Annotated in this window: 18 protein-coding genes; 11 read left to right on the top strand and 7 right to left on the bottom strand. The window is 71.4% G+C overall.

Annotation, left to right across the window (positions count from 1 at the left end; genetic code table 11):
• Nucleotides 1–54 precede the first annotated feature (54 nt).
• The 5 genes from ppk2 to Pla133_RS01380 all read left to right on the top strand — a co-directional run bounded on the left by ppk2 (nt 55) and on the right by Pla133_RS01380 (nt 2,686).
• The gene (gene ppk2 / locus Pla133_RS01360; RefSeq protein WP_145061608.1) at nt 55–870 is read left to right on the top strand and encodes a polyphosphate kinase 2; all 816 of its coding nucleotides are present in this window, start codon (nt 55–57) and stop codon (nt 868–870) included.
• A 25-nt stretch (nt 871–895) separates the two neighbouring features.
• Nucleotides 896–1,387: a GNAT family N-acetyltransferase gene (locus Pla133_RS01365; protein ID WP_145061610.1), complete on the top strand. Its 492-nt coding sequence runs from the start codon at nt 896–898 to the stop codon at nt 1,385–1,387.
• 101 nt (nt 1,388–1,488) lie between these two features.
• Nucleotides 1,489–1,794, top strand: a complete 306-nt coding sequence (locus tag Pla133_RS01370; RefSeq protein ID WP_419192019.1) for an ArsR/SmtB family transcription factor — start codon at nt 1,489–1,491, stop codon at nt 1,792–1,794.
• A 32-nt stretch (nt 1,795–1,826) separates the two neighbouring features.
• Nucleotides 1,827–2,327 carry an SRPBCC domain-containing protein gene (locus Pla133_RS01375; protein ID WP_145061615.1) on the top strand — a complete coding sequence of 167 codons (501 nt, stop codon included), beginning with the start codon at nt 1,827–1,829 and terminating at the stop codon, nt 2,325–2,327.
• Nucleotides 2,327–2,686 (top strand): DNA alkylation repair protein, encoded by a 360-nt coding sequence (locus Pla133_RS01380; protein ID WP_145061617.1) that lies wholly within the window; start codon nt 2,327–2,329, stop codon nt 2,684–2,686. The genes Pla133_RS01375 and Pla133_RS01380 overlap by 1 nt, the downstream gene beginning before the upstream one ends.
• An 89-nt stretch (nt 2,687–2,775) precedes the next feature.
• On the opposite strand, the gene Pla133_RS01385 is transcribed toward Pla133_RS01380, so the two are convergent.
• The 3 genes from Pla133_RS01385 to Pla133_RS01395 form a co-directional block, all read right to left on the bottom strand.
• The gene (locus Pla133_RS01385; protein WP_145061619.1) at nt 2,776–3,777 is read right to left on the bottom strand and encodes a hypothetical protein; all 1,002 of its coding nucleotides are present in this window, start codon (nt 3,775–3,777) and stop codon (nt 2,776–2,778) included.
• Nucleotides 3,778–3,840: 63 nt separating this feature from the next.
• A complete protein-coding gene (locus Pla133_RS01390; protein WP_145061621.1) occupies nt 3,841–5,439 on the bottom strand; it encodes an FG-GAP repeat domain-containing protein in 1,599 nt (532 codons plus the stop codon).
• 281 nt (nt 5,440–5,720) lie between these two features.
• Nucleotides 5,721–6,788, bottom strand: a complete 1,068-nt coding sequence (locus Pla133_RS01395) for an NAD(P)H-dependent flavin oxidoreductase (protein WP_419192020.1) — start codon at nt 6,786–6,788, stop codon at nt 5,721–5,723.
• A gap of 167 nt (nt 6,789–6,955) precedes the next feature.
• Here Pla133_RS01395 and Pla133_RS01400 point away from each other — a divergent pair, with 167 nt between their 5' ends.
• The gene (locus Pla133_RS01400) at nt 6,956–8,209 is read left to right on the top strand and encodes an integrin alpha (protein ID WP_419192021.1); all 1,254 of its coding nucleotides are present in this window, start codon (nt 6,956–6,958) and stop codon (nt 8,207–8,209) included.
• A gap of 76 nt (nt 8,210–8,285) precedes the next feature.
• Here the strand turns inward: Pla133_RS01400 and Pla133_RS01405 are convergent, their stop codons facing one another.
• Both Pla133_RS01405 and Pla133_RS01410 read right to left on the bottom strand, forming a co-directional pair.
• On the bottom strand, nt 8,286–10,484 hold the full coding sequence (locus Pla133_RS01405; protein WP_145061628.1) for a serine hydrolase domain-containing protein: 2,199 nt from the start codon (nt 10,482–10,484) through the stop codon (nt 8,286–8,288).
• 46 nt (nt 10,485–10,530) lie between these two features.
• The gene (locus Pla133_RS01410; RefSeq protein WP_145061630.1) at nt 10,531–13,272 is read right to left on the bottom strand and encodes a serine/threonine-protein kinase; all 2,742 of its coding nucleotides are present in this window, start codon (nt 13,270–13,272) and stop codon (nt 10,531–10,533) included.
• 238 nt (nt 13,273–13,510) lie between these two features.
• On the opposite strand from Pla133_RS01410, the gene Pla133_RS01415 reads away from it, so the two are divergent.
• Genes Pla133_RS01415 through Pla133_RS01425 form a run of 3 tightly spaced genes read left to right on the top strand, consistent with a single transcriptional unit; the run spans nt 13,511 to nt 15,604 of the window.
• Nucleotides 13,511–14,521, top strand: a complete 1,011-nt coding sequence (locus Pla133_RS01415) for an amidoligase family protein (RefSeq protein WP_419192022.1) — start codon at nt 13,511–13,513, stop codon at nt 14,519–14,521.
• On the top strand, nt 14,494–15,177 hold the full coding sequence (locus Pla133_RS01420; RefSeq protein WP_145061632.1) for a gamma-glutamyl-gamma-aminobutyrate hydrolase family protein: 684 nt from the start codon (nt 14,494–14,496) through the stop codon (nt 15,175–15,177). Before Pla133_RS01415 ends, Pla133_RS01420 begins: the two co-directional genes overlap by 28 nt.
• Nucleotides 15,178–15,190: 13 nt before the next feature.
• On the top strand, nt 15,191–15,604 hold the full coding sequence (locus Pla133_RS01425) for a YqaA family protein (RefSeq protein WP_419192023.1): 414 nt from the start codon (nt 15,191–15,193) through the stop codon (nt 15,602–15,604).
• A gap of 19 nt (nt 15,605–15,623) precedes the next feature.
• On the opposite strand, the gene Pla133_RS01430 is transcribed toward Pla133_RS01425, so the two are convergent.
• Entirely contained in the window at nt 15,624–16,214 is a 591-nt protein-coding gene (locus Pla133_RS01430) for an ECF-type sigma factor (protein ID WP_145061636.1), read from the bottom strand.
• A gap of 68 nt (nt 16,215–16,282) precedes the next feature.
• Between Pla133_RS01430 and Pla133_RS01435 the strand changes: the two genes are divergently transcribed.
• Nucleotides 16,283–16,549 (top strand): hypothetical protein, encoded by a 267-nt coding sequence (locus Pla133_RS01435; RefSeq protein ID WP_145061638.1) that lies wholly within the window; start codon nt 16,283–16,285, stop codon nt 16,547–16,549.
• A 59-nt stretch (nt 16,550–16,608) separates the two neighbouring features.
• On the opposite strand, the gene Pla133_RS01440 is transcribed toward Pla133_RS01435, so the two are convergent.
• Complete coding sequence (locus tag Pla133_RS01440) at nt 16,609–19,152, bottom strand: C25 family cysteine peptidase (RefSeq protein WP_145061640.1); 2,544 nt, start codon at nt 19,150–19,152, stop codon at nt 16,609–16,611.
• Nucleotides 19,153–19,342: 190 nt separating this feature from the next.
• On the opposite strand from Pla133_RS01440, the gene Pla133_RS01445 reads away from it, so the two are divergent.
• Nucleotides 19,343–21,868: a sigma-70 family RNA polymerase sigma factor gene (locus tag Pla133_RS01445; protein ID WP_145061642.1), complete on the top strand. Its 2,526-nt coding sequence runs from the start codon at nt 19,343–19,345 to the stop codon at nt 21,866–21,868.
• The last annotated feature ends 141 nt before the right edge of the window (nt 21,869–22,009 follow it).

The following is a 22,009-nucleotide window of genomic DNA, read 5'->3' on the forward strand; positions in this document are numbered from 1 at the left end:
GGCACCCCGCGGCAACAGCTTCGGAGCGTCGGACTCGGCTATCATCCGCCCCCCATGAATGGCGACGACGACACCGTGACCAGCGCTCCGGGCAAGGACCCCGAGTTGCTCGAAGGTTGGGTCCGCGAGGTGCTCGAGGAGGAGCTCGACCGCGAGTACCTGGTCGAGCTCGCCCGCCTGCAGGTGGAGCTGCTCAAGCTGCAGACGCACCTCGTAGCAACCTCGCGGCGGGTGGCGATCCTGTTCGAGGGTCGCGACACGGCCGGCAAGGGCGGCACGATCCAGCGCTTCTCCCAGCGCATGATGCCGCGCCACCAACGGGTCGTGGCCCTGCCCAAGCCGACCGAGATGGAGATGGGCCAGTGGTACTTCGGGCGCTACATCGCGCAGCTACCGAACCCGGGTGAGATCGTGTTCTTCGACCGCAGTTGGTACAACCGCGCGGTCGTCGAGCCGGTGATGGGCTTTTGCACCGCGGCCCAGTACGAACGCTTCATGGAGCAGGTGGTGGTCTTCGAGCAGATGCTGCTCGAGGACGGGCTGCTGCTGGTCAAGCTGTGGTTCTCGATCGACCGGGTCGAGCAGCACGACCGGCTGGCGCGGCGCCAGACCAACCCGCTCAAGCGCTGGAAGTTGTCGACCGTGGACCTGCAGGCGCAGCAGAAGTGGGAGGCCTTCACCCGCTACAAGGAGGCCATGTTCGCGCGCACCAGCACGGCGTCCTCGCCCTGGTACGTGATCGAGGGCAACGACAAGAAGCAGGCGCGGCTGGAGAGCATCCGCCACGTGCTGGGTTGCATCGACTACCCCGACCGCGGCCAACGGGGGCTGCGGTTGGAACCGCGACCCGAGGTGGTACGGCGAGTTTGAGCCGAGCGGCGGGAGGGTTCAGCGCATGGGTCTCGAGATAGGAGTTGCGACGCCGGCGCAGCGGGCCGATTGGCTGCGCCTGCGCGGGGCCCTGTGGCCCGGCCCCGAGGACGAGCACGCGCGGGAAGTGGACAGTCTGATCGCCGGAGGCGAGGGGGATTGGCCCCAGGTCGCGCTCCTGGCCCAGGTTGGCGGCGCCGTAGTCGGGCTGGCCGAGGTCTCGGTGCGCCCCTGCGCGGAGGGCTGCGAGACGACCGACGTGGGCTACCTCGAGGGCTGGTTCGTGGTGCCTGAGTTGCGCGGCACCGGGGTCGGTCGCGCCCTGCTGGAGGCCGCCCAGGACTGGGCCCGCGAGCGTGGCTGCGCCGAATTCGCCTCCGACACCGAGCACGACAACGACCTGTCCCGCCGCGCCCATCTGGCCTGCGGCTTCGAGGACGCCGGTCTGGTGCGGTGCTTCGTCAAGTCGCTCGAGCGCCGACCGGGGTCAGTGAGAAACGTTCAACCAGGGGGTTGACGATTGGTCCGGGGCGGGAAAGCATCAACCAAATGGTTGTGGAATCTTCCGACGAGCTCGACGCCGCTTTCGGCGCCCTAGCCCACCCTACGCGGCGGGCGATGCTCGCCATGCTCGCCCAGGGCCAGCGCACCGTGGGTGAGCTGGCCGAGCCCTTCGACGTCTCCCTGGCGGCCTCATCCAAGCACCTCCAGGTGCTCGAGCGCGCCGGCTTGGTCGAGCGGGAGGTGGTCGGTCGCCGGCACACCTGCCACCTGCGCCCGGCGCGGCTCGCGGCGGTGGTCGATTGGACCGAGCGCTGCCGCGCGACCTGGGACGCGAACTTCGCGCGGCTGGACGCCGTGCTGGGCGAGTTGAAGGCGGGCACGAAGAGCTCCGCTCGTCGTCCCAAGGGCCGCAAGCGCTGAGGTCAGGTCCACACCGACCCCTGAGAATCCCCATGCAAGACTTCACCTCCACCCTCTCGATCGTCGCCCGCGGCGAGCGCGAACTCCTGATCACCCGCCAGTTCAGCGCCCCCCGCGAGCTGGTCTTCCGCGCCATGACCGATGCCGAGCTGGTCGCCCGCTGGATGACCGGCCCCGCTGGTTGGCAGATGGTGGACTCGAAGGCGAAGGTCGCGCCCGGCGGCGCCTTCCGCCACGCCTGGCGTCACGACGACGGCCGCGAGATGGCCATGGTCGGCGAGTACCGGGAGGTCGATCGGCCGGCGCGGATCGTGCGCACCGAGTGCTTCGAGTTCGGCTGCGAGGCCCAGGCGGGCGAGCAGCTCGCGACCATGACCCTGGTCCAGGTCGACGGTGTGACCGAGGTCTGCGTGGTCGTGCTCTACCCCTCGGCGGAGGCCCGCGACGGAGCCCTGGCCTCGGGTATGGAAGATGGCTTGGCCGAGAGCTACCGGATGCTCGACCTCCAACTCGCCACCGCGGCCCTGGGCTGATGGCTACGCGCCGTTCCGCGGGCGCGGGTTCCGCCGGAGCCGACGGGCTCGCCCAGGCGCTCGCTTGGCTCGAGCGCCAGGGCACCAAGGCCGAGATCGCGAAACTCGAGCGCTACGGGATCGATGCCCACCGGCCCTTCGGCGTCGCGGTCGGCGAGCTGAAGCGCTACGCCAAGTCCGTCGGGCGCGACCACGACCTGGCCCTGGGCCTGTGGGCGAGCGACCGCTACGAGGCAGGCTCCTGGCCTCGATGGTGGGCGAGCCCGAGGGCCTGGCCGCTGCCGACGACTCCACCGCGAGCTGGATCGGGCGGCACGCGGCGCGCGAGCTCGGCGGTGCTGCGGTGCGCGCGCGACTGAAGCGCTGAGGGGCGTCGTTCGCCGCCCACGAATGCGAACCGGCCCCGGGGTCCCATCGGATCCCGGGGCCGGACGATCGCGCTCGAGGCTCAGGGCGTGGTCGCCGTCACCGCGTTGGTGGCCGCGAGGCCCAGCGGACCCTGGGGATCGAGGATCCAGGCCTGGGCGACGAGCTCGGTCCCCGTCGGCACGCCGGGGGTCAGGGCGAAGCCGAGGCTCGCGCTGCCGCCGGCGTCACACTGCACGGGCACCGACCACAGAGGATTCGGAACCAGGGTCCCGCCGGCGATGGGCAGGTTCAGTTGGGACGTGCCCGCGATGATCCAGGCCGGAGCAAGGGGGCGCGCCGACGAGATGGCGAGGGTCGTCGTGACACCGGCCGCCAGGCTGCCGCTGCCGCCGAGGCCGGGCGTTCCGACCGTGCCGGCCAGGCCCTGTCCGATGTTGACCCACTGGGCGTGCATCGAGAAGGACAGGTCGTGGGGCCAGTTCTGGAACAGGGTCGTTCCAGTGCTGTAGCGGAAGTGCGAGCCGTTGCCGCCCAGGCCGGTGACGGGGCCCCAGTCGGGATAGATCGGCTGCTCGCCGACGACGCGGAACCAGTACTTCACGCCGCCCTGTAGGGTCACCGGGGTCGGCAGGGTGTAGTGGTAGTCGTAGTTGAGTTTGCCGCCGACCGACCCAACGAAGGTCTCGCCGGCGTTGCCCGAGACGTGGAAGGTGGCGATGACCGTCTCGAGCTCTTCCTTCTCGGGCAGGGCCGTGATCACCGGCTGGAAGCCCCCCGGGACCGAGTCGAAGAACGACACGCGGAAGCCGGTGACCTTGCCGTACTGGGCGTTCAGCGAGTAGCCGCCGCGCCAGCGCACCTCGGTGATCGTCTGCGTCTCGGCCAGGGTGAACTCGTCCCACGAGTAGGTGTCGGAGTCCGACCCGTCCTCCGGCACCCAGGCCGAGTTGTTGATGTCGCTGGTGCCGGCCGGCGGCTTGACGAAGACCTCACCGGCGAGGGCCGGGGCGGCCGTGCCCGCGACGACGGCGAGCAGGAGCGGGAGGCTGGAGAGCGACGCGATTCGTGTGGTGTAGCGCATGGGGATGCTCTGGTTGGCTCAGGGGTGAAAGGTGGGGTCGACGCGCAGTGGCGTCGATCGCCGTCAGGGCACGGCCTCGAAGCGCAGGCCGTCGGTCAGGGCGGCGAGGGTCCCGTCGGTCTGCAGCGGGTCGAGGGCGAAGACCTGGACGAAGAGGTCCGTGCCCACGCCGAGTCCGGCCAGGGCGGCCACTGGCACGGGGATCTGCACGGCGCCGTCGGCCAACAGCGGGTTGCCGGAGCCCGCGTCGGTCACGGTGGCGACCAACTGGAACGGCAGGCCGACCAGCAGGCTGCCGCCCAGGAAGGGCAGGTCGCCCGCGGTGGTACCCACGGCGACCCAGGCGGGCTGGTTGATCGGCAGCTCGTCAGCCAGCACCACGAAACCCGCGGCGGTCGCACTCGGAACGCCGCTCGAGCCCATGGCCGGCAGGCCACCGGCGCCGTTGACCTTGGCCAGGCCATAGCGCTCGACGATGCAGTGGGTCGCGGCGCCGTGGACCTCACCGGTGACGGCGTCGCCGGCCCAGGCGTCCAAGCGGCCGTCGGCATTGGTGTCACCCAGACCGACGCTGTAGCTCTGCACGCTGGTCGGCAGGCTGTCGGTCAAGGCGAACTGGCCGTTGCCGTCGTTGGTCAGCATCTGGATCGCCTGCGAACCGCCGCTGCACGCCACCAGGTCCAGGTCGCCGTCACCGTCGAGGTCACCACTGGCCAGGCTCTTGATGTAGTAGCCGAAGTTGGTGGAGGTCCACGGGGTCAGTGTCCCGGCGCCGTCGGACTGGAAGGTCGCGACCCAGTACTCGGAGCCGATCGCGACGTCGACGTCTCCGTTCCCGTCCCAGTCGCCGACGACCAGGCTCGAGGGGAAGGAGCCGGCGGGCAGGGTGCCCGGCGCCGGTGTGAAGACTCCGTTGCCGTCTCCGAAGGCCAGCGCCAGGGCGTTGGGGGTGGGGCCGGTCTGGAGCGCGGCCACGTCGATGTGACCGTCGCCGTTGAAGTCGCCCATGCCAGCGTCGAGGGCGACGCCCGAGAGGCTCTGGATCGGCTGGGCGGTGAGGTTCATCTGCCCGTCGCCCAGGGCCACGGCCAGGGCGCCGGTGTTGCCGATGCCGGGCACCGGGTGGCGCGCGAGGACGACCACGGCGTCGAGCAGGCCGTCGTCGTTGACGTCCTCGAGGAAGGCCGCCACGGGGTTGTCGTCGTGGGGCGGGAAGAACAGCAGCGGCTCGAAGGTCCAGCTGCCGCCACCGTTGTTGCGGTACAGGCGCAGACCGTCGCTCTGGTAGGTCCCGAGCACCAGCTTGCCTTGCAGGGCCACCAGGAGGTCCTGATCCCCGTCACCGTCAACGTCGCCGAAAGCGATCGCGGTGGGGCCGGTGCCAACGGCCAGGGTCGCTTCGCCGGCGGTGCCGCTCGGCGAGCCGAGCAGGATCCGCAGGTAGTTCGCCGACGGGCTGGCGATCCAGGTGTCGTCGATGCCGTCGCCGTTGAAGTCGGCGCAGGCGATGTCGCCCACCGGCCCCTCGGCCGACGCGGACGTGGGCTGGTAGTTGAAGGCCAGGCACTCCTGCGCAGCGCTCGCAGGATTGGCCGCGGACAACAGGCACGTGAGTCCGAGGCCGAGAGAGAGGGCAGCGGGAGAGTTGATTCGAGCAGGCATGGGACGGACCTTCGGTCGTGGGTCGGTCGCCTCAGGCTCCCCGGCGACGTCGAGCGCTGTCGTCCGAGTGGGGTCCGCTGGGACCCGTCGGGCGCGCCCGATCCATGAGTCGCGGAAGACTCGCCCAGGGCGATCTGATTGCACCCTACGCGTGAGCCTGCGAAGCCAGCGATGAAGCGTCGTTCATCCGGCGCAAGTCGAAGTGAGCCCGATCGAAGTCGACGAGCCGCTGGCTTTGGCAGCTCACGCGAGCTGCCGAATCGAAGCCTTCCGGGTCTGAATCAAGGACGCGCGCGCGCTGCCGCGGCAAAGCGCCGCACGATCTCTCCCGCCGGCTCCACCGCGTCGATCCCGGCCACGCTCTTGCCCGCCTGCCAGAAGTCCTTGGAGCCGCTTTCGTCGAGGGAGGCCCGCTTGAGCTGCCAGATCGACTTGAGGGCGTAGATGGTGCGCATCCAGTGCTTGGTTCGGCGACCGCGCAGCATCCAGCGGGCGAGCGGCCCGGCCTTCAGGCCGACGCTCTGGATGTAGGGCGTGTTGATGACCGAGACGGGGATGCCGGACAGGCGCTCGGACAGCACGATGTCGTCCGCGTCGGCCTCGACGATCGCGCGTTTGTAGGGCTCCGCCGCGCGGCACTCGTCGGTGGCGATGAAGCGCGTGCCCATCTGCACGCCCGCGTAGCCAGCGTCGAGGGCCTCGACGAAGCGCTGCTCGCTGCCCACGCCCCCGGCGCAGACGATCGGCAGGCCCAGGTCGGCGAGCTCCGCGTGCAACGCCTCCAGGGACTTCGCTCCGGCGTGGCCCCCGGCGCGGTTGTTGACGGCGATCAGCCCGTCCACGCCGCCGTCGCGGCCCTTCTGCGCCCACTTGCGCTCGGTCACGTCGTGGTAGACCACGCCGCCCACCGCATGGACCTTTTCGACCACCCAGCGGGGATTGCCGAGGGACGTGATGAAGAAGCGCACGCCCTCCTCGAGGGCGATGTCGATCCACTCCTGCATGCGCGCGTGGTAGCGCTTCGAGGACTGCTCGATCAGCGCGTTCATGCCGATCGGCTTCGACGTGAGCCGCCGCATCAGGCGAAGCCCAGCGCGGTACTCGTGCCCGTGGACGTAGGTCAACGAGATGGGCTGGAAGACGCCCAGGCCGCCGGCCTCCGAAACCGCAGCCACCAGCTCGGGATTCGAGCAGGGGTACATGGGCCCGCAGATCAGCGGCACCTCGACGCCCGCGTGGCGGGTGAAGGGCGTCGCGAGGGGGGACTGGGCACCGGCCGTCGATGTGCTTTCCACGCCGCGACGGTAGCGCACGGCGCTCGCGCGATCCTCGCCGGATGTGAGGATCAACCTCTGGTGCGCATGAGGTTCAACCTCCGGTTCGCGGCCCGGACCGCGCTCTCGGGCCCGCGAGGCGGCCGGCATGGTCCTTGCTTGAAGCCCCTTGCACCACGAGCGGGCCCTCGACGCGAAGTCCGATGGCCCGCGACGCCCCGACCCCCGACCCAGGAGGCCCCATGCTTCTTCGCACCCTATTCACCTGCGCCGCCCTCGCCCCCGCGCTGGCGGCGCAGTCTGCACCGATCCAGTTGCAAGGCCAGGACGCCGACGACCGCTTCGGTGAGTCGATCGCGTTCGTCGGCGACCTCGACGGCGATGGCCTGTCCGAGTTGGCGGTGGGCGCCCCTGGCAAGCAGTCGTCGAGCACGCAGACCGTCGGCACCGTGTCGCTCTTCTCCGGCGCCAACGGACGCGAGTTGGGCGTGGCCTTCGGCGCCCTGGCCGGCACCGGCTTCGGCGCGAGGATCGCGCCTTCCCGCGACCTCTCCGGGGACGGCGTGCCCGACCTGCTCGTCGGCGCGCCCGATGCCGATCGCGTGGTCGCCATCGACGGCGCGAGCTTCGCGGCCGGCAACCCCGCGCCCCTGTGGAGCAATGACGGCGAGCCCAACGGGCAGTTCGGTCGCGCCCTGGACTCGATCGGCGACCAGACCGGCGACGGCGTCCCGGACCTCGCGGTCGGCGCACCCTTCGGCGGCGGCGACATCGCGGGCTTCGGACCGGGCCAGGTCTGGCTCTTGTCCGGCGCGACCGGCCGCTCCTTCGGCGTGCTCTCGGCACCCGGGGCCGACAACGGCTCGTTCGGTTGGAGCCTGGCCAATGTCGGTGACGTGAACGGCGACGGTCGTGACGACTTGGCTGTCGGCGCACCGCTCGACGACGGCGTGGCTACGGCAGTGGGAGCCGTCTACCTCTTCTCGCCGGCGACCGATGCACCCCTGACCTCTTGGTTCGGGCGCAGGGCCGGCGATGACTTCGGCCACGCCCTCGAGCGCGGGCCGGACGTGAGCGGCGACGGCGTCGCGTCCCTCTTCATCGGCGCGCCCGCCAGCACGATCGCGCCCCCGACGGCGGGTTCGGTGTTGTGGCTCGAGCTGAGCAACGGTCAACGCCTGGCGCAGTTCAGCGCTCCGACCGTCGGCGGCCGCTTCGGTTGGGCCCTGGCCAGCGACGGTGCCGGCCAACTCGCGGTGGGTGAGCCCCTCGCTCCCGCGAGCATCGAATCGATCGGCATGGTCCACACCTTCGACCTTCGAACGGCCTCGAGCTCCGTGGTCGCAGGCAGCCAGGGTGAAGCCGAGTTCGGCGCGACCCTGGCCTGGAATCCCGCCGCGGACGTCTCCAGTTCCGACGTGCTCGCCATCGGTGCGCCCTTCTTCGACGTCGAGTTCGGCTCCGACGAGGGCCAGGTCGACCTCTACCTGAACTGACCGCGACGGCATCCCTCGGCCCAGGCGACCCGTCCACCCTTGAAGGTGGGCGGGTCGCCGCCGTCTCGGGCCGCAGCTACTTCAACTCGAAGCTGCCCTCGGGGACGTCCACGCCCAGCTCGGTCTGCCCGATCACGACGCGGATCTCGCCGATGATCGGATTGGCCAGCTCGATCTTGGTGGCGAAGGGCAGTTGCATGCCGGACACGTCGCGGAAGTCGCCGAACTCGGCGGACTGGCCCATGCGCCCCATGCCTGGGATCAACGCGAAGCTGTCCACCCGGCGCACCAGGCCGGTTTCGGCCTCGATGTAGAGGGTCGTGGCCGGGCCCGACGTGTCGCCGGCGCGCACGATCAGGACGTCCACGCCGTCGTCCGACAGGCGTTGGATCACGCGCAAGCTCGAGTGCCAGCGCGACAGGTCGCCGAAGTGGGCCAGGAGGTGGTCCGTGCGCGCCCATGCGGCACGTTCGCCCTCGAGCACCTCGAACTCCGTGGCCGAGGTCTCGGAGCGCAGAACCTCGCCGTCGAAGGCGACGCGTTCGAAGCTCTCGCCGGTGATGCTGTCGACCCGAAAGCGGTCGGGCCAGGCGGTCAGGGTCGTGAGTTCGCCCTCCATGTTCACGCTGGCGATCTCGATCGTCCCCGTGCGCCGCATGGGCCCCAGGTCGGCGAGCAGGTCGAGCCGGTGGGCCGCCAGCACCTTGGCAACGACCTCCTCGGCCCCCGGCAGGTCCGCGTCGGGCTCGAAGCGGTACTCGCGGTGGTCGCCAATGGCGTAGCCCGTGACCTCCCCCGCTTCGCCGCGCTGGAAGGCCAGCACCGTGCCCGGGTTCATGCGGATCTTCCACTGATCCTCACCGGCGTAGTCGAGGGCGACCACCCCGCGGCCGAGGACCTCCAGGGCCAGCTCGTCTCCGTCCTCGATGATGCCCCGGTACAGGTCCTCGTCGTTCTCGCGGTAGTAGCCCAGGTAGTCGTCGTGGGGCGGGGCCAGCTGGTTGGGATCGAAGGGCGCGCCCAGGAACAGCTCGCCCAGGGCCTCCTCCACCTGCACGCCGGTCATGGTCCCGCGCGACTGGGTGAAGTAGAGCACCATCGCGCGGCTGTCGGGGAAGACCCAGGCGTGGGTGCCGTCGGAGCCGTTGTGGCCGAAGGCGACGACCTCGCGCTCCGCTTCCGCAGCGCCCTCCGCGGCGCCCTCTTCGGGCCGCGTCCACAGCTCCATCAGGTGCCCGTAGTCGACGCGCGCGCCCGGCAGGCCGGTGCCGGCCGGCAGGGGGAAGGGCCCCGGTCGCAGGGCCTTGCGCACGTAGGCCGGCCGGATCAAGCGCTCGCGCCCCGCGCGGCCCTTGTCCAGCCACAGCTGCATGAACAGGGCGTAGTCGTCGAGGGTCGCGTAGAGACCCTGGGAGCCGAGGAAGAAGGGAAACAGGGGCGGGTCCTGCGGACTCCAGAAGCGCTTCCATTCGCCGGGCGCGCCCGCGTACTTGCTACAGGCGCGAGCCCGTAGGGCGTTGCCCTCGGTCATCAACAGCGTCGACTCCTCCATGCCCAGGGGCTCGAGGATGCGCGCGCGCACGAAGTCCGCGGCGCTGCCGCCGCTCGCCACTTCGATCACGGCGGTCAGGGTGTCGGTGCCCTGGTCGCTGTACTGGAAGGCGCTGCCGGGCTCGAAGTCGAGGGTGTAGTCGGCACCCAGGGCGGCCACGGCCTGGATGTCGCCCAGGCTGGCCAGGTCCCGTCCCACCAAGAGGGAGTAGGGAAAGCCGCCGGTGTGCGTCATCAGGTGCTCGATCGTCACGTCGCGCAGGCCCTCGGCGTCGAAGTAGGGCAGGTACTTCGAGACCGGGTCGTCGAGCTCGACCAGGTCGTCACCGATCAGCATCCACAGGGCTGTGCCGATCAACGGCTTGGTCATCGAGCGCACGCAGAACACGCTGCCGGGCTCCATGGGCGTCTCGCTCTCGCGGTCGCGCCAGCCGTAGGCCCCGTGCAGGATCGAGCGACCGTTCACGATCACCTGCAGCTCGGCGCCGACCACCTGGCCCTGGTCGACGAAGCCCCGGACCAGCGCTTCGAGTCGCGCCAGAGCTTCGGGCGACACGCCCTCGGCGATGGCCGTCGAGGCCGGGAAGGGCGACTCGTCGATCGGCTGGGCGGCGGCGACACCTCCGTCGACCTGCGGGTCCTGCGCGGCGCCGGCTTGGAGGGCGACGGTCAGGGCGACCGCGAAGGTTGCGAAGGATCTGCGATGGAGGTGCGGGGTCGGCATCTGGGGGCTCGCGGACTCGGAGTCGGAAGGTTCGGGAGACAGGGGCTCAACCGCCGACGTCGGCGGAGGGTGTTCCTTCGACCACGGCCTCGACCTCGCGCAGCAGCGCGGCGGCCTCCGTATCGAGGGCGCGATCGGCGTAGGTGGCGCGTAGCAGGGTGAGCTGCGCGGCAGCGACCTCGTCGTGGCCCAGACGCGCGTGGGCCATGGCGCGAAAGGCGTGGTCGGCGGGCGCCATCTCGGCGGCCAGGCCACCTTGGATCGAGGTGAGCGACCCGGGCAGGCGGTCGAGGAGCTCCGCGGCCGCGGCGTTGTCACCCAGGCGATAGCGCGCCACGGCCTTGGCCGTCAGCATCGCCGGGTGCGTCGGCTCTTCGACGAGCGCGCGCTCGACCGCGCCCGCGGCCAGGTCGTAGGACGCCCGCTCGAGGCCGGGCCGCAGCGCGAGCCGGTAGGCGATCACCACCAGGTTGTCGCGCAGGCTCTCGCGCTCGCCGATCGAGCGCCCCGCGTCGAGCAGCACCTGGTGGGCCTCGGCCAGGGCCTCGAGGGCGTCTTCGAGCAGGCCCCGCTCGGACATGCGCGAGGCGTAGTACTTCAGGTTCGAGGCCAGGGCGTCGGCACCCCAGATCGGCCGCGCCAACTCGATCATCTCGCGCAGCATCCGGTCCGCCTCGACGATGCTGGCCCGGTCCTTGCGCGTGCGCACGATCTGGAACAGGGCGTCGTTGGCGGCGAGGTAGTAGGTGCCGCGCGCGTGGCCGCAGGCGCGGAAGCGCTCGATCGCCTCGCGCAGGTAGGGCTCGGCCTGCTCGGCCGCGCCGCGCTGGGCCAGGTAGGACCCCAGGCTCATGGCGGAGACCGCGACGATCGGACCCTGGTCCCCATAGAAGTCGCGCGTCTCGTCGTAGATCTGGCGCAGGGTCTCGATGGCGGACGAAGAGCCGCTGTTGACCTGCACGATCAGGCGCTGCTCGAGGGTGGTCAGGATGCGCGAGCCCGAGGGCGAGGAGCCGGCGCGCAACTGCTCCAGGGCCTCGCCGAAAAGGGCGTCGGCCTCCGCGAAGTCGCCGCGGTTCGCCAACAGGTCCGCCAGCTCGATGCGCGCTTCGTAGCCGGCCAGGCCCGGCGCGTCCGAGGCGCCCTCCAGCAGGGCCAGGGACCGGCGCAGGGACTGCTCGGCCTCGTCGTCTTCGCCTTGCAGGCGCAGCAGCTGGCCCAGGTGACCGAGCCCGATCGCGACGTTGGGGTGGTCCTCGCCGTGGACGCGCTGCCAGACGCCGAGGGACTCGCGGCACAGCTCCGTGGCGCGCGTGAAGTCGCCGGCGTCGTGCAACCGCTCGACCAGGGTGTCGAGCACGGCGGCGTAGGTCGCGTCCTCTTCGCCGAAGACCGCGCGCACGGTCGCCAGGACCGCCTCGACCTCCGCCGGGTCGGAGGCGCGCGCGGCGTCGGTCATGGCCAGCACGTCCTGCAGCGAGTCGCTGATCGCCTTCGAGCGGGCCACCTCGGCGCGCGCCTCGAGGTAGCCCGAGATGGTCCCGAACAAGCCCAGGCCCACGACCGCCAGCAGCACCAGCGCCGCCGCCGCCGCCCGCCTGTGGCGCCCGGTGAACTTCCGCAGGCGGTAGAACGAGCCCGGCGGCCCGGCCTCGACCGGCTTGTGCTCCAGGTGGCGCACCACGTCCTGGGCGAAGGAGGCCGCGGTCTCGTAACGCCGCGTGCGGTCCTTCTCCAGCGCCTTCATCACGATCCAGTCGAGGTCGCCGCGGAACAGGCGCGAGAGGCTGCCCGCGTCGCTGGCGCGGCTCTTGGCGATGCCGTCCGCGTCGGCGCCGAGTTTGCTGACGCGCGTGGACGGCGCGGGCGGCTCGTCCTCGCGGATCATGCGCGTCATCTCCTCGAACCCGGCCGTGCGCAGCTCGGTGGGGTCGACCGGCGTGGTGCCCGTCAGGAGTTGGTAGAGCAGCACGCCCAGGGCGTAGATGTCGCTGCGCGTGTCCACGTCCAGGCCGCTCATCTCGGCCTGCTCGGGGCTCATGTACTCGGGCGTGCCGATGACCTGGTGGAACTCGGTGAACAGGGTGCGCTCGGTCAGGCGCTGGTTGGTGGCCTTGGCCACGCCGAAGTCGATGATCTTGGGCACCGGCTGCCCGTCGTGGGAGGTCACCAGCACGTTGGCCGGCTTGAGGTCGCGGTGGATCACGCCCTTCTGGTGGGCGTGCTGCACCGCGCGGCAGACGTCGACGAACAGGCGCAGGCGTTCGTCGGTGGGCAGCTTGTGGGTGTCGCAGTACTTGTGGATCGCGACGCCGCGCACCAGCTCCATCACGAAGTAGGGCCGCCCGGCCTCGGTGGCGCCGGCGTCGAGCACCCGCGCGATGCAGGGGTGGTCCATCATCGCCAGGGCCTGGCGCTCGGCCTCGAAGCGGGCGATCACCTGCTTGGTGTCCATGCCCAGCTTGATCACCTTGAGCGCCACCTTGCGGGTCACCGGCGAGGTCTGCTCGGCCATGTAGACCACGCCCATGCCCCCCTCGCCGATCTGCTGCAGCAGCTTGTAGGGCCCGATCCAGGCACCGGGGCCCTCGAAGCCGGGCTCCACGGCCGGGCTCTCGAGGAACTCGGCCGAGGCGTCGTGGGCCGCCAGCAGGGCGTCGACGCGGTCGCGCAGCTCGCGATCCTCGCCGCAGGCGCCGTCCAGGAAGGCCTCACGCTCGGGACCCGCCGCGCGCTCGCGGGAGGCGTGGAAGAGGGTCTCGAGGCGTTCTCGCTGTGCGGGGTCCATGGGGGTCAGCGTAGGTGCTGCGCGAACTCCTGCGCCGACCGGGGCTCGGCGGCCTCACGCATTCGGCGACAAATCTCGCGTCGGGTCCGCCCGCGCGACGGGAACGATCTGGACCTTCGCTGCTCGCCACCGCGGCTGCGGCGCCCGCTGTCGATCGTGGGGTCCCCCTCGCGCCAATCGCGGCCTACGATCGCCCCGCCGGCGCGACTCCACCCCGCGCCCGTCGCCGCAAATCCCCATGACTTTCGACCACGCTTGGACTCCCACCGCGCCGCCCTGGGGCCAGACGGAGTCGGGCGACGAGCGCCGCGTGGGCGTCGAGATCGAGTTCATCGGCCCCGATGTGGCCCAGACCAGCTCGGCATTGCTGCCGGTCCTCGGGGGCCGTCTGGACGTCGTCAGTCGCTACGAGCACGTGATCCGCGGCGACGAGGCGGGGCCCTGGAGGGTGGAGCTCGACTTCGCCTATCTCCGCGATCGGGCGCGCGACCAGGCCGCGGCCGAGCAGGCGCCGTCCCTGGCGGAGGAGTGGGCCGACGCAGCCCTACGCGCCGGCGCCGAGGCCATGGTGCCGGTCGAAGTGGTCAGCCCGCCCCTCCCCATGTCGCGCCTGGGAGAGGTCCAGGCGGTACTCGCGGCCCTGCGCGGCGCGGGCGCGGTCGGCACGCGGGCGGGGTGGACCTACGCCTTCGGGATGCAGCTCAACCCCGAGATTCCCCGCGCGGACGCCGCGACGGTGCTGGCCTACCTGCGCGCCTTCCTGTGCTTGCAGGACTGGCTGCGGCGGGAGAGCCGCGTCGACCTCACGCGACGTCTGACCGGCTACACGGCCCCCTTTCCCGACGAGTACATCCAAAGGGTCGTCGCCCCGGGCTACGCCCCGACCCTGGCCGGGCTGATGGACGACTACTTGGCGTCCAATCCCACCCGCAACCGTCCGCTCGACTTCCTGCCACTGTTCGCCGAGATCGACGAGGAACGGCTGCGCCGCGTGGTCTCCGACGAGCGCGTCAAGGCGCGCCCGGCGCTGCACTACCGACTCCCGAACTGCGAACTGGACGAGCCCGGCTGGGGCGTCCAGGTGCCGTGGGGGCAGTGGCTCGAGGTCGAGCACCTGGCCGCCGACGGGCCGCGACTCGACGAGGTCGGTCGGCACTACGCCGCGTTCCTGGATCGGCCCTTCGAGCGGCTGGTCGGAGACTGGGCCGAGGAGGTCGAGCGTTGGCTGTCGCCGCGTCCAGGCCGCTGATCGGCGTGACGGGCCCCCGCGCCGGGGCCGTCGGAGCGCGTGCGTGCATCCAACTGGGCCTGCGCTTCGCCGGCGCCAGGGTCGTGCAGTTGCGCCCCGGCGACCGGTTTGCGCACGAGGACTTCGCCGGGATCGTGATCAGCGGCGGCGACGACGTCGAACCCACCCTGTATCGCGCCGAGCGCCAGCCGCGGCGTCGCTACGACCCCGAGCGCGACGCGTTCGAAGCGGACGTGATCGATGCGGCGCTGGAGGGCGGCCGGCCGATCCTGGCCATCTGCCGCGGGATGCAACTGCTGAACGTGCGGCTGGGCGGCGACCTGATCTGGGACCTGCGACCGCACCGCAAACTGACCTCGAACCGCAGCACCCTGCTTCCGCTCAAGACCCTGGTCGTCACCGAGCCATCGCTCCTGCACCGCACCCTCGGCCGCGGTCGGACCTCGATCAACTCCCTGCACACCCAGGCGGTGGGGGCCCTGGGCCTGGGGCTGCGGAGCGTCGGACACGACCTGGACCGCATCGTCCAAGCCGTCGAGCTCGACGGTCGGGAGTTCGTGCTCGGCGTCCAGTGGCACCCGGAGTACCTGCTCTATGCGGCGGCACAGCGCCGACTCTTCGCCCGCCTGGTAGCCGTCGCTGCAGGGGAGGCCTGAGCTGGCAGCCCTCGTGACTCTCTTCGCCGTGTCCTTCCTGGCCGCGACGATCCTGCCCTTCTACTCCGAAATCGCCCTGGTCGTGCTCGCGGTCGAGGGCTACGACCCGGTGCTGTTGTGGCTCGCCGCGACCGCCGGCAACACCCTCGGCGCCGTGTTCAACTGGGCCCTGGCGCGCTACCTGCTGCGCTTCCAGGACCGCCGCTGGTTCCCCTTCGGAGCGGACCGCTTGGGGCGCGCCCAGGCCTGGTTCGAGCGCTACGGGACCTGGTCGTTGCTGCTGGCCTGGGCGCCGATCGGCGGCGATGCCCTGACGTTCGTCGCCGGGCTGATGAAGACGCCGATCGTGCGCTTCCTGATCCTGGTCGGGATCGGCAAGGGCTGCCGCTACGCGGTCGTCCTGGCGTTCATGGAGCGTCTGACCTGACCCGGCGCTCGCCGCCGCCTCACGATCCCGGGTCGCTGCCCCGCCCCTGGATCTCGTGGAACAGGAAGGCCCGCGCGAAGGCCCAGTGGCGGTCGACGGTCGCCGGGGACAGGCCCAGGGTTTGTGCGACCTGATCGAGGGTCAGCCCGGCGAAGAAGCGCAACTGCACCAACTCGGCCTTGAGCGGGTCCTCGGCGGCGAGCTTGACCAGAGCCTCGTCCAGGGCCAACAGGTCGATCGCCGCCTCGGCGTCGACGGTCTCGGCCTGCAGGGCCAGGTCGTCGAGCTCGACCCGCTGGCGGTCGCCCCCGTGCTTCAAGCGGCCCCTGCGCCGCGCCCTTTCGATCAGGATGCGCCGCATGGCCTCGGCGCAGGCCCCGAAGAAGTAACGCCGGCTCTTCCAATCGGCGCGCTCGTCGCCCACCAGACGGAGCCAGGCCTCGTGCACCAGGGCCGTGGGTTGCAGGGTGTGGCCGGGGGCTTCCTGGGCCAGCTTCGCCGCGGCCAAGGCCCGCAGCTCCGCGTAGACCACCTCCAGCAGCCGCTCCGCGGCGTGCTCGTCGCCAAGGGAGAGGCGCTCGAGGAAGTGGGTGACGTCGGTCTCGGGCATCGATCGGACCGGTCGGGGTGCGCTCGGGCTAACCTCTCATCGACCCGTTCAACCCAAGGCCAAGGCCCGTGTCCAACCGTACTCGAAACCTCCACGCCTGGAAGACCCGCACCGCCGACAACCGCAAGCGCGAGGTGCGGGCCCAGCTCTTCGGCGCCAAGTGGACGATCACCTCGCGCTGCGTCGGCGAGGACGATTGGACCACCCACGATCCGCCGGAGCTGGAGGACCTGGAGGAGCTCTACGACCTCCTGTTCCGCAAGTACCAGCGCAAGCACCTGTCCTGGGACCACCTGGTCACGGTGCAGAAGCTGATCGACGCGCGGCGGGGTTGAGGGCGCGCGCGAATCACCCCGGCCGCGGCGCGGTGCCGCGGTCGGGGTGAGCGCCGGGGTCAGAACGTCGCCAACAGGCCGTTCGACAGGACCAGGCCAAGCGGGCCCAGGGGGTCGACGGCCACCGCTTGCAGCACGAGCTTGAAGCCGGGCGGCAGGGCGGTCGGGAGCGGGCCGAGGGACAGGGCCAGGTGTCCCGCCGCGTCGGTGGCGAAGGGGAAGGTCAGGCCCACCGGGAAGGCGTGGAAGGTGCCGCCGGCGAAGGGCAGGGGGTGGTGTTCGAAGGCCACAAACAGGCTCCCGAAGGCCACGGGCGGCGCGCTCGTCAGCTCCAGGCTCAAGGGCTGGCCGACCACGGCGCCGGCGGGCACCGCGAGCTGCGGCGCGACGCCTTGGACGTCAGGCACTTGGCCGCCGAGGTCCACCACGGCGCCGAACTGCACGTCGATGCTGTCCTGGATGAACTTCACCGAGCCGTCGCCCATCAGGATCTGCATCGAGCCCTGGCCCTTGCCCTCGAACCCGAGAGCCGCGGCCAGCTCGGCGGCGCCGAGGTCGATCTCGATCACGGCCACTCCGTTCTCGGTGTAGACGTCCCGTTGGAAGGGCGGCTGGAGCAGCTCGCCGTCCGGTCCGATCGAGCTGTGACCCAGCACCAGCGAGACCAGGGCGCCGTCGACCGGGTTGCCGTCCGGGTCTCCGATGCGGACGTGCGCAGTGCCCCCGGCCGCACCGACGACGATGACGCTGTCGTAGTTCTCCGCGGTGATGAGCTTGCCGTCGATCCAGACGTCGTCCTCGAGCGAGGTGTTGGCGACGGGTGCGACCATCGCGGGATCGCCGAGCAAGAGGAAGCGCTCGCTCACCGGGCCGCCGCTGGTGTGCTGGTAGGTCTGCTCGGCCGACAGCTCGCTGGCGGTCAGGAGCTTGCCGTGGGCCAGGGCCACCGGCTGCGCGGGATACAGGCCGAGCCAGTGCCCGACCTCGTGCACCAACACGCTCTCCGTGGCGCCCACGGCGCCAAAGACGGCCACGGCGCCGCCGGCCGCGCTCATCCAGGCTTCGGCCAGGGAGTCGCTGGAGATGTCCGCCGTCGACGGCGCGAGGGCCCAGTGGATCGGGGCCAGATCGTTGTCGAGCTGCGCCAGGTCGAGCGCGGTCAGGTCGGCGCCGTTCGACGCCCAGTCGATCCAACCGGCGCTGGAGCCCTGGCCGCGGTACAGCAGGTAGCCCAGGCCCTTCTCGACGAGGTCGAGCAGTTTGGCCGTCGCATCGGGGTCCGCGCCGCCGACGACCTGGGGCACGACTTGCGAGCCGGTCGCCGCGATCTGCGCGGCGAGTTCGTTCGCCCAGGCCAGGTAGTCGACGTGGGCGTCGTGGTAGGTGTGGCAGGCGAGCCCGAGCTGCTTGAAGTTGTTCTTGGTCGAGCCGCTGCGCTCGGTCTCGACGATCTTCGCGATCTGCAGGGCCAGGTCGGCGTCGTCGTCCACCGAGAGTCGCCCGACGTGTACCCGCACTCCCGGCGCACCGGGAAGTGCCGTCCCGTAGCCCGCGTCGCTCGGCAGACCCTGGGGCGAGAGGGGCGGATGCAGGGGCAGGGTCTGCACGTCACCGACCAACAGGGCGAAGGAGCTGACCCCCGGCGCCGCGGTTGAGGCCCAGGCACCGATCGCGCTGCGGATCGACTCCGGGCTGACGTTCGGCAGGTCCGACAGGGCGCGGAACTCCACGTCGTAGCCGCAGAGCTGGCGTTGCGCGATCAGTGGCAAGAGCTCGTCGGCTTGGGCCTTCGGCGCGACGATCAAGAGCCGGTCGGGATTGCCGAGGCTCGGCGGGATGGCCGGGTAGTAGTGGTGTTCGATCTTGGTGTAGTTCAACGCCAGCTCTTCGACGAACTGGGCCGTGCCCGGCGTGACCGGAACCAGCACCGACGGCACCGGGGCCGGATGTTCGAAGGTCGCCTGGAAGTCGGCGCGGACGAGCAGGTCACCACCGTGCGGATCGAGGCTCAGCGGCCGCAGCTCGACCAGCGCAGCCTCGACGCCACCGATCAGCGGCTCGACGGGAATCTGGGCGTCCACGAGGCTGGCCGGGAAGACCTGCGAGCCGAAGTAGATCGTGGGGTTGAAGTGGAAGGCCGGCGGCACGCCCGCGGGTGTGCCGGCGTCCGGGTCGCCGTCCCAGGCGGGCTCGTGCACCGGGTAGACGAGCGGCAGGGCCGACCCGCCCGGACCCGCCTGGTCCAGATCGACCAGTACGACGGGCTCGCCCGGCGCGTCGCCGGCCTGGACCTGCGCCCCCGGCGGGACGGCCAGGCGGAAGCGCAGCACCGGCAGCTCCGGCGCGCCCAGCAGCTCCAGGGTCGAGGCCCGGCCGGGCAGGGCGAGGCGCGTGTAGGCCTGACCGTCCCCGCCCGCGACCGTCTCGGCCCAGATGCCGGGAATGCGAACGTGGACGACGGTGCGGTCGGGGCCCGAGAGTTCGTCCACGACCTCGACGGTCGGCGCGGCCCCAGCCGGGCCGGAGCCGGCCAGGGGGATCCAGGTCTTCGGGTTCTCGGTGGTCGCCGCGAGGGCGACGGCAGCAGTCAGCAGGTGCAACATCGGATGGTCTCCAGGGGTTCGAGGGCCACGGGACATCCGTCGCCTACCCCTCACGCCGAGTTGGCCCGTCCGAACCGACACCTGATTTGACACTTTTGCGGGAGTTGCCGACGGGGCCCGGCGCAGAGGCCCCCGAGAGAATCTCGAGCTTGCCGCGACGTTCTTGGCCCTGGCGGTGTCCTCCCCTGCGATGTCCGACTCGAGCGCGACGATCGACGAACTCCTGGCCCACGCGGGCTGGCTGCACGGCCTGGCCCGACGGCTGGCGGGCGAGGCGGGGGCCGACGACCTGGTCCAGGAGGTCTGGCTCAAGGCCACCCGGCGCCCGCCGCAGAACCTGGAATCGCCCCGTGGCTGGCTCCAGTCGGCCCTGCGGAGCGTGCACCTGCGTCGGCTCGATCGGGCCTCCGCGCGGCACCTGCGAGAGCGTGAGGTCGCGCCCGATGGCGAGCTGCCCTCGTCAGCCGAGCTGGCCGGTCGAGCCGAGGCCCAGCGCCTCTTGGTCGAGGCCGTGCTCGCCCTCGACGACCCCAACCGCCGTGCCTTGCTCCTGCACTTCTTCGAAGGGCACTCGGCGGCGGAGATCGCCCGGCGCGACGGCGAGCCCGCCTCGACGGTTCGCAATCGCATCGCCCGGGGCTTGGAGCAACTGCGCGAACGACTTGACCGCCGTCCGGGCGGTCGTGAGTCGTGGCTATCCGGAATGGTCCTACTCGCAACGCCGGAGCGTGGCGCCGCCAGCGTCGCCGCCGTCTCTCTCGCCACTATCGAAAGCCTCGCCGTGTGGAAGTTCGCCGTCGCCGCCGTGTCCGTGGGTCTGCTCGTTTGGTTCGGCCGCGGGCTGGTGCTGCAGGGGGCCGTGGCACCGTCCGACGAGGGCCTCGTCACCGCCGAGGTCGACGGAGCGGCGAGCAGCGAACGCCCCGGCCACACCGTCTCCGAGCCCAGGGCAGCTTCCGAGGACCAACGCCTAGCCCTCGTGAACATGCCCGTCGAGCCATCCGCTGCGCCGCTCGGACCCGTGCCGACTGGCGGGCCGGCCGTGTCCGGCCGAGTGCTCGATCCAGCCGGGCAGCCGGTGGTCGGCGCGGAGGTCTTCGAGGGCAGCCTGTCCGAGGTCTCCCTCAGCCTGCGCCGGCCCGAGACCCCGCGGCGCGCGCGCGCCGTGACGGACGCGGAGGGTCGCTATCGATTGGAGTTCGAGATTCCGTCCACCGTCATCCTCAGCGCCCGCAGCGCGGGCTTCGCCGCGAGTCCGGAGCGGCCGGTGGAGCTCGTCGCGGGCGAGCGGATCGAAGGTATCGACCACACCCTGCGAGTCGGGGCCACGGTGACCGGCGTCGCCTACGGCATCGACGGTCAGCCGGTGGCCGGGCGATCGGTGCAGGTCTCGAGTCCCGACCTGGGGGAGTTCCGCGAGCTGGTCACCGATGCGCTCGGACGCTTCGAACTCCACGCGTTGATCCCCGGCCCCTGGCGCGCAGCGACCTTTCCCGGCGACGACGAGCTGATCGCAGCGGGCGAGCCCACGGGCGGCTTGGGCGGCATGGCCTTCTTGCACCAAGCTGTGTTCGTCCTCGCCGACGGCGGCAGCGAGCACCTCGAGCTCGGCCTGGTCGACGGCGACTCCCCGCGGGTGCACGGCCGCCTGCTGCACGACGGCGAACCGATCAGCGGCCTGATGCAGTGGTACCCGGCCGCGCGCCCGACCCAGGTCAACGTGGTCCGCGCGGACGACGGGGGCGCCTTCTCGATCGAGCTGCCCGAAGCCGGCGCCTGGGTCGCCCACGCCAACGTGATGGGGCTCGCCAGCCGCGGGCAGCGCTTCGGCTTCGACCTGGCCCCGGGCGCGGTGGAGGAGATCGTGCTCGACCTGCGCGGCGCCACCCTCGCCGGCCGGGTCGTGGACGACGCCGGCGCACCGGTCGAGGACGCGCGGGTCGAGTTGCGCAGCGTGGCCGGCGCGCCGCACCAACCGGCCCCGACCCTCGGCGGCGACTCGGTCCACACCGGCGCCGACGGGCGCTTCACCTTCCACCTGCTCGCGCCCGGCAGCTACGTGGCGGTGGTCCACGGGAGCGCGCCGGACGGGACTGGCCTGCCCCAGGCGGGCACCGTGTCCGACGCGGCGACGGTGCAGGGGCCAGCGGCCGTCGACCTCGGCGACCTGGCCGTGGTCGGCGGCGCGACGGTCGAGCTGCACGCGCTCGACGCCCTCGGCCGCCCCGCGTCAGGCGCGAGCCTGTTCGTCCACGACGCCGAAGGCCGCCCCCTGAATCCCTGCACGGTGACCCGCACCTCGAGCGACGGATCGGCCGTGGCGCCCGTGCTGCCCCTGGGTCCCCTGTGGGTCACTGCTGTTCGCAACGACGGTGTGAGCGCAGCCACGGTGGTGGAAGTGGGTTCGGACGACCGGGTGGAGCTGACCCTGGGCCCCGACCGCTGGCTCGAGGTCGCATTGGAAGACGGCACCGTCGATGCGACCCGCACTCACATCGCGATCACCGACGACCGTGGCCTGCAGTGGGGCGGCCTGGTCGATATCCGCAGCCACTTCGCCGCCAAGCCCGAGCGTGAACACCCCGAGCGCCCGCTGTTCGGGCCGCTGCCCCAGGGCTTCTACACCGTCCGCGTGGAGTCTGCGGACGGTGCGCTCAAAGGCGCGGTCGAGCTGGGGCCAATCTCAACTCAGGTCTCGACGGTGGTGGTGCACTGACTCCGATCGAGATCGTCGGACCCTGGTGGGCCGTCGAGACGCGAACCCTGAGTCGTCGCGATGTCCGCGCCGAGGGTCGACGGGCAACCGACCCTGAAGGGCAGTCACCCCGGCACGCTCGGCCGTCCAGTTCTCGGTGAT

The organism is Engelhardtia mirabilis, assembly GCF_007748095.1.
GTDB lineage: Bacteria > Planctomycetota > UBA1135 > UBA1135.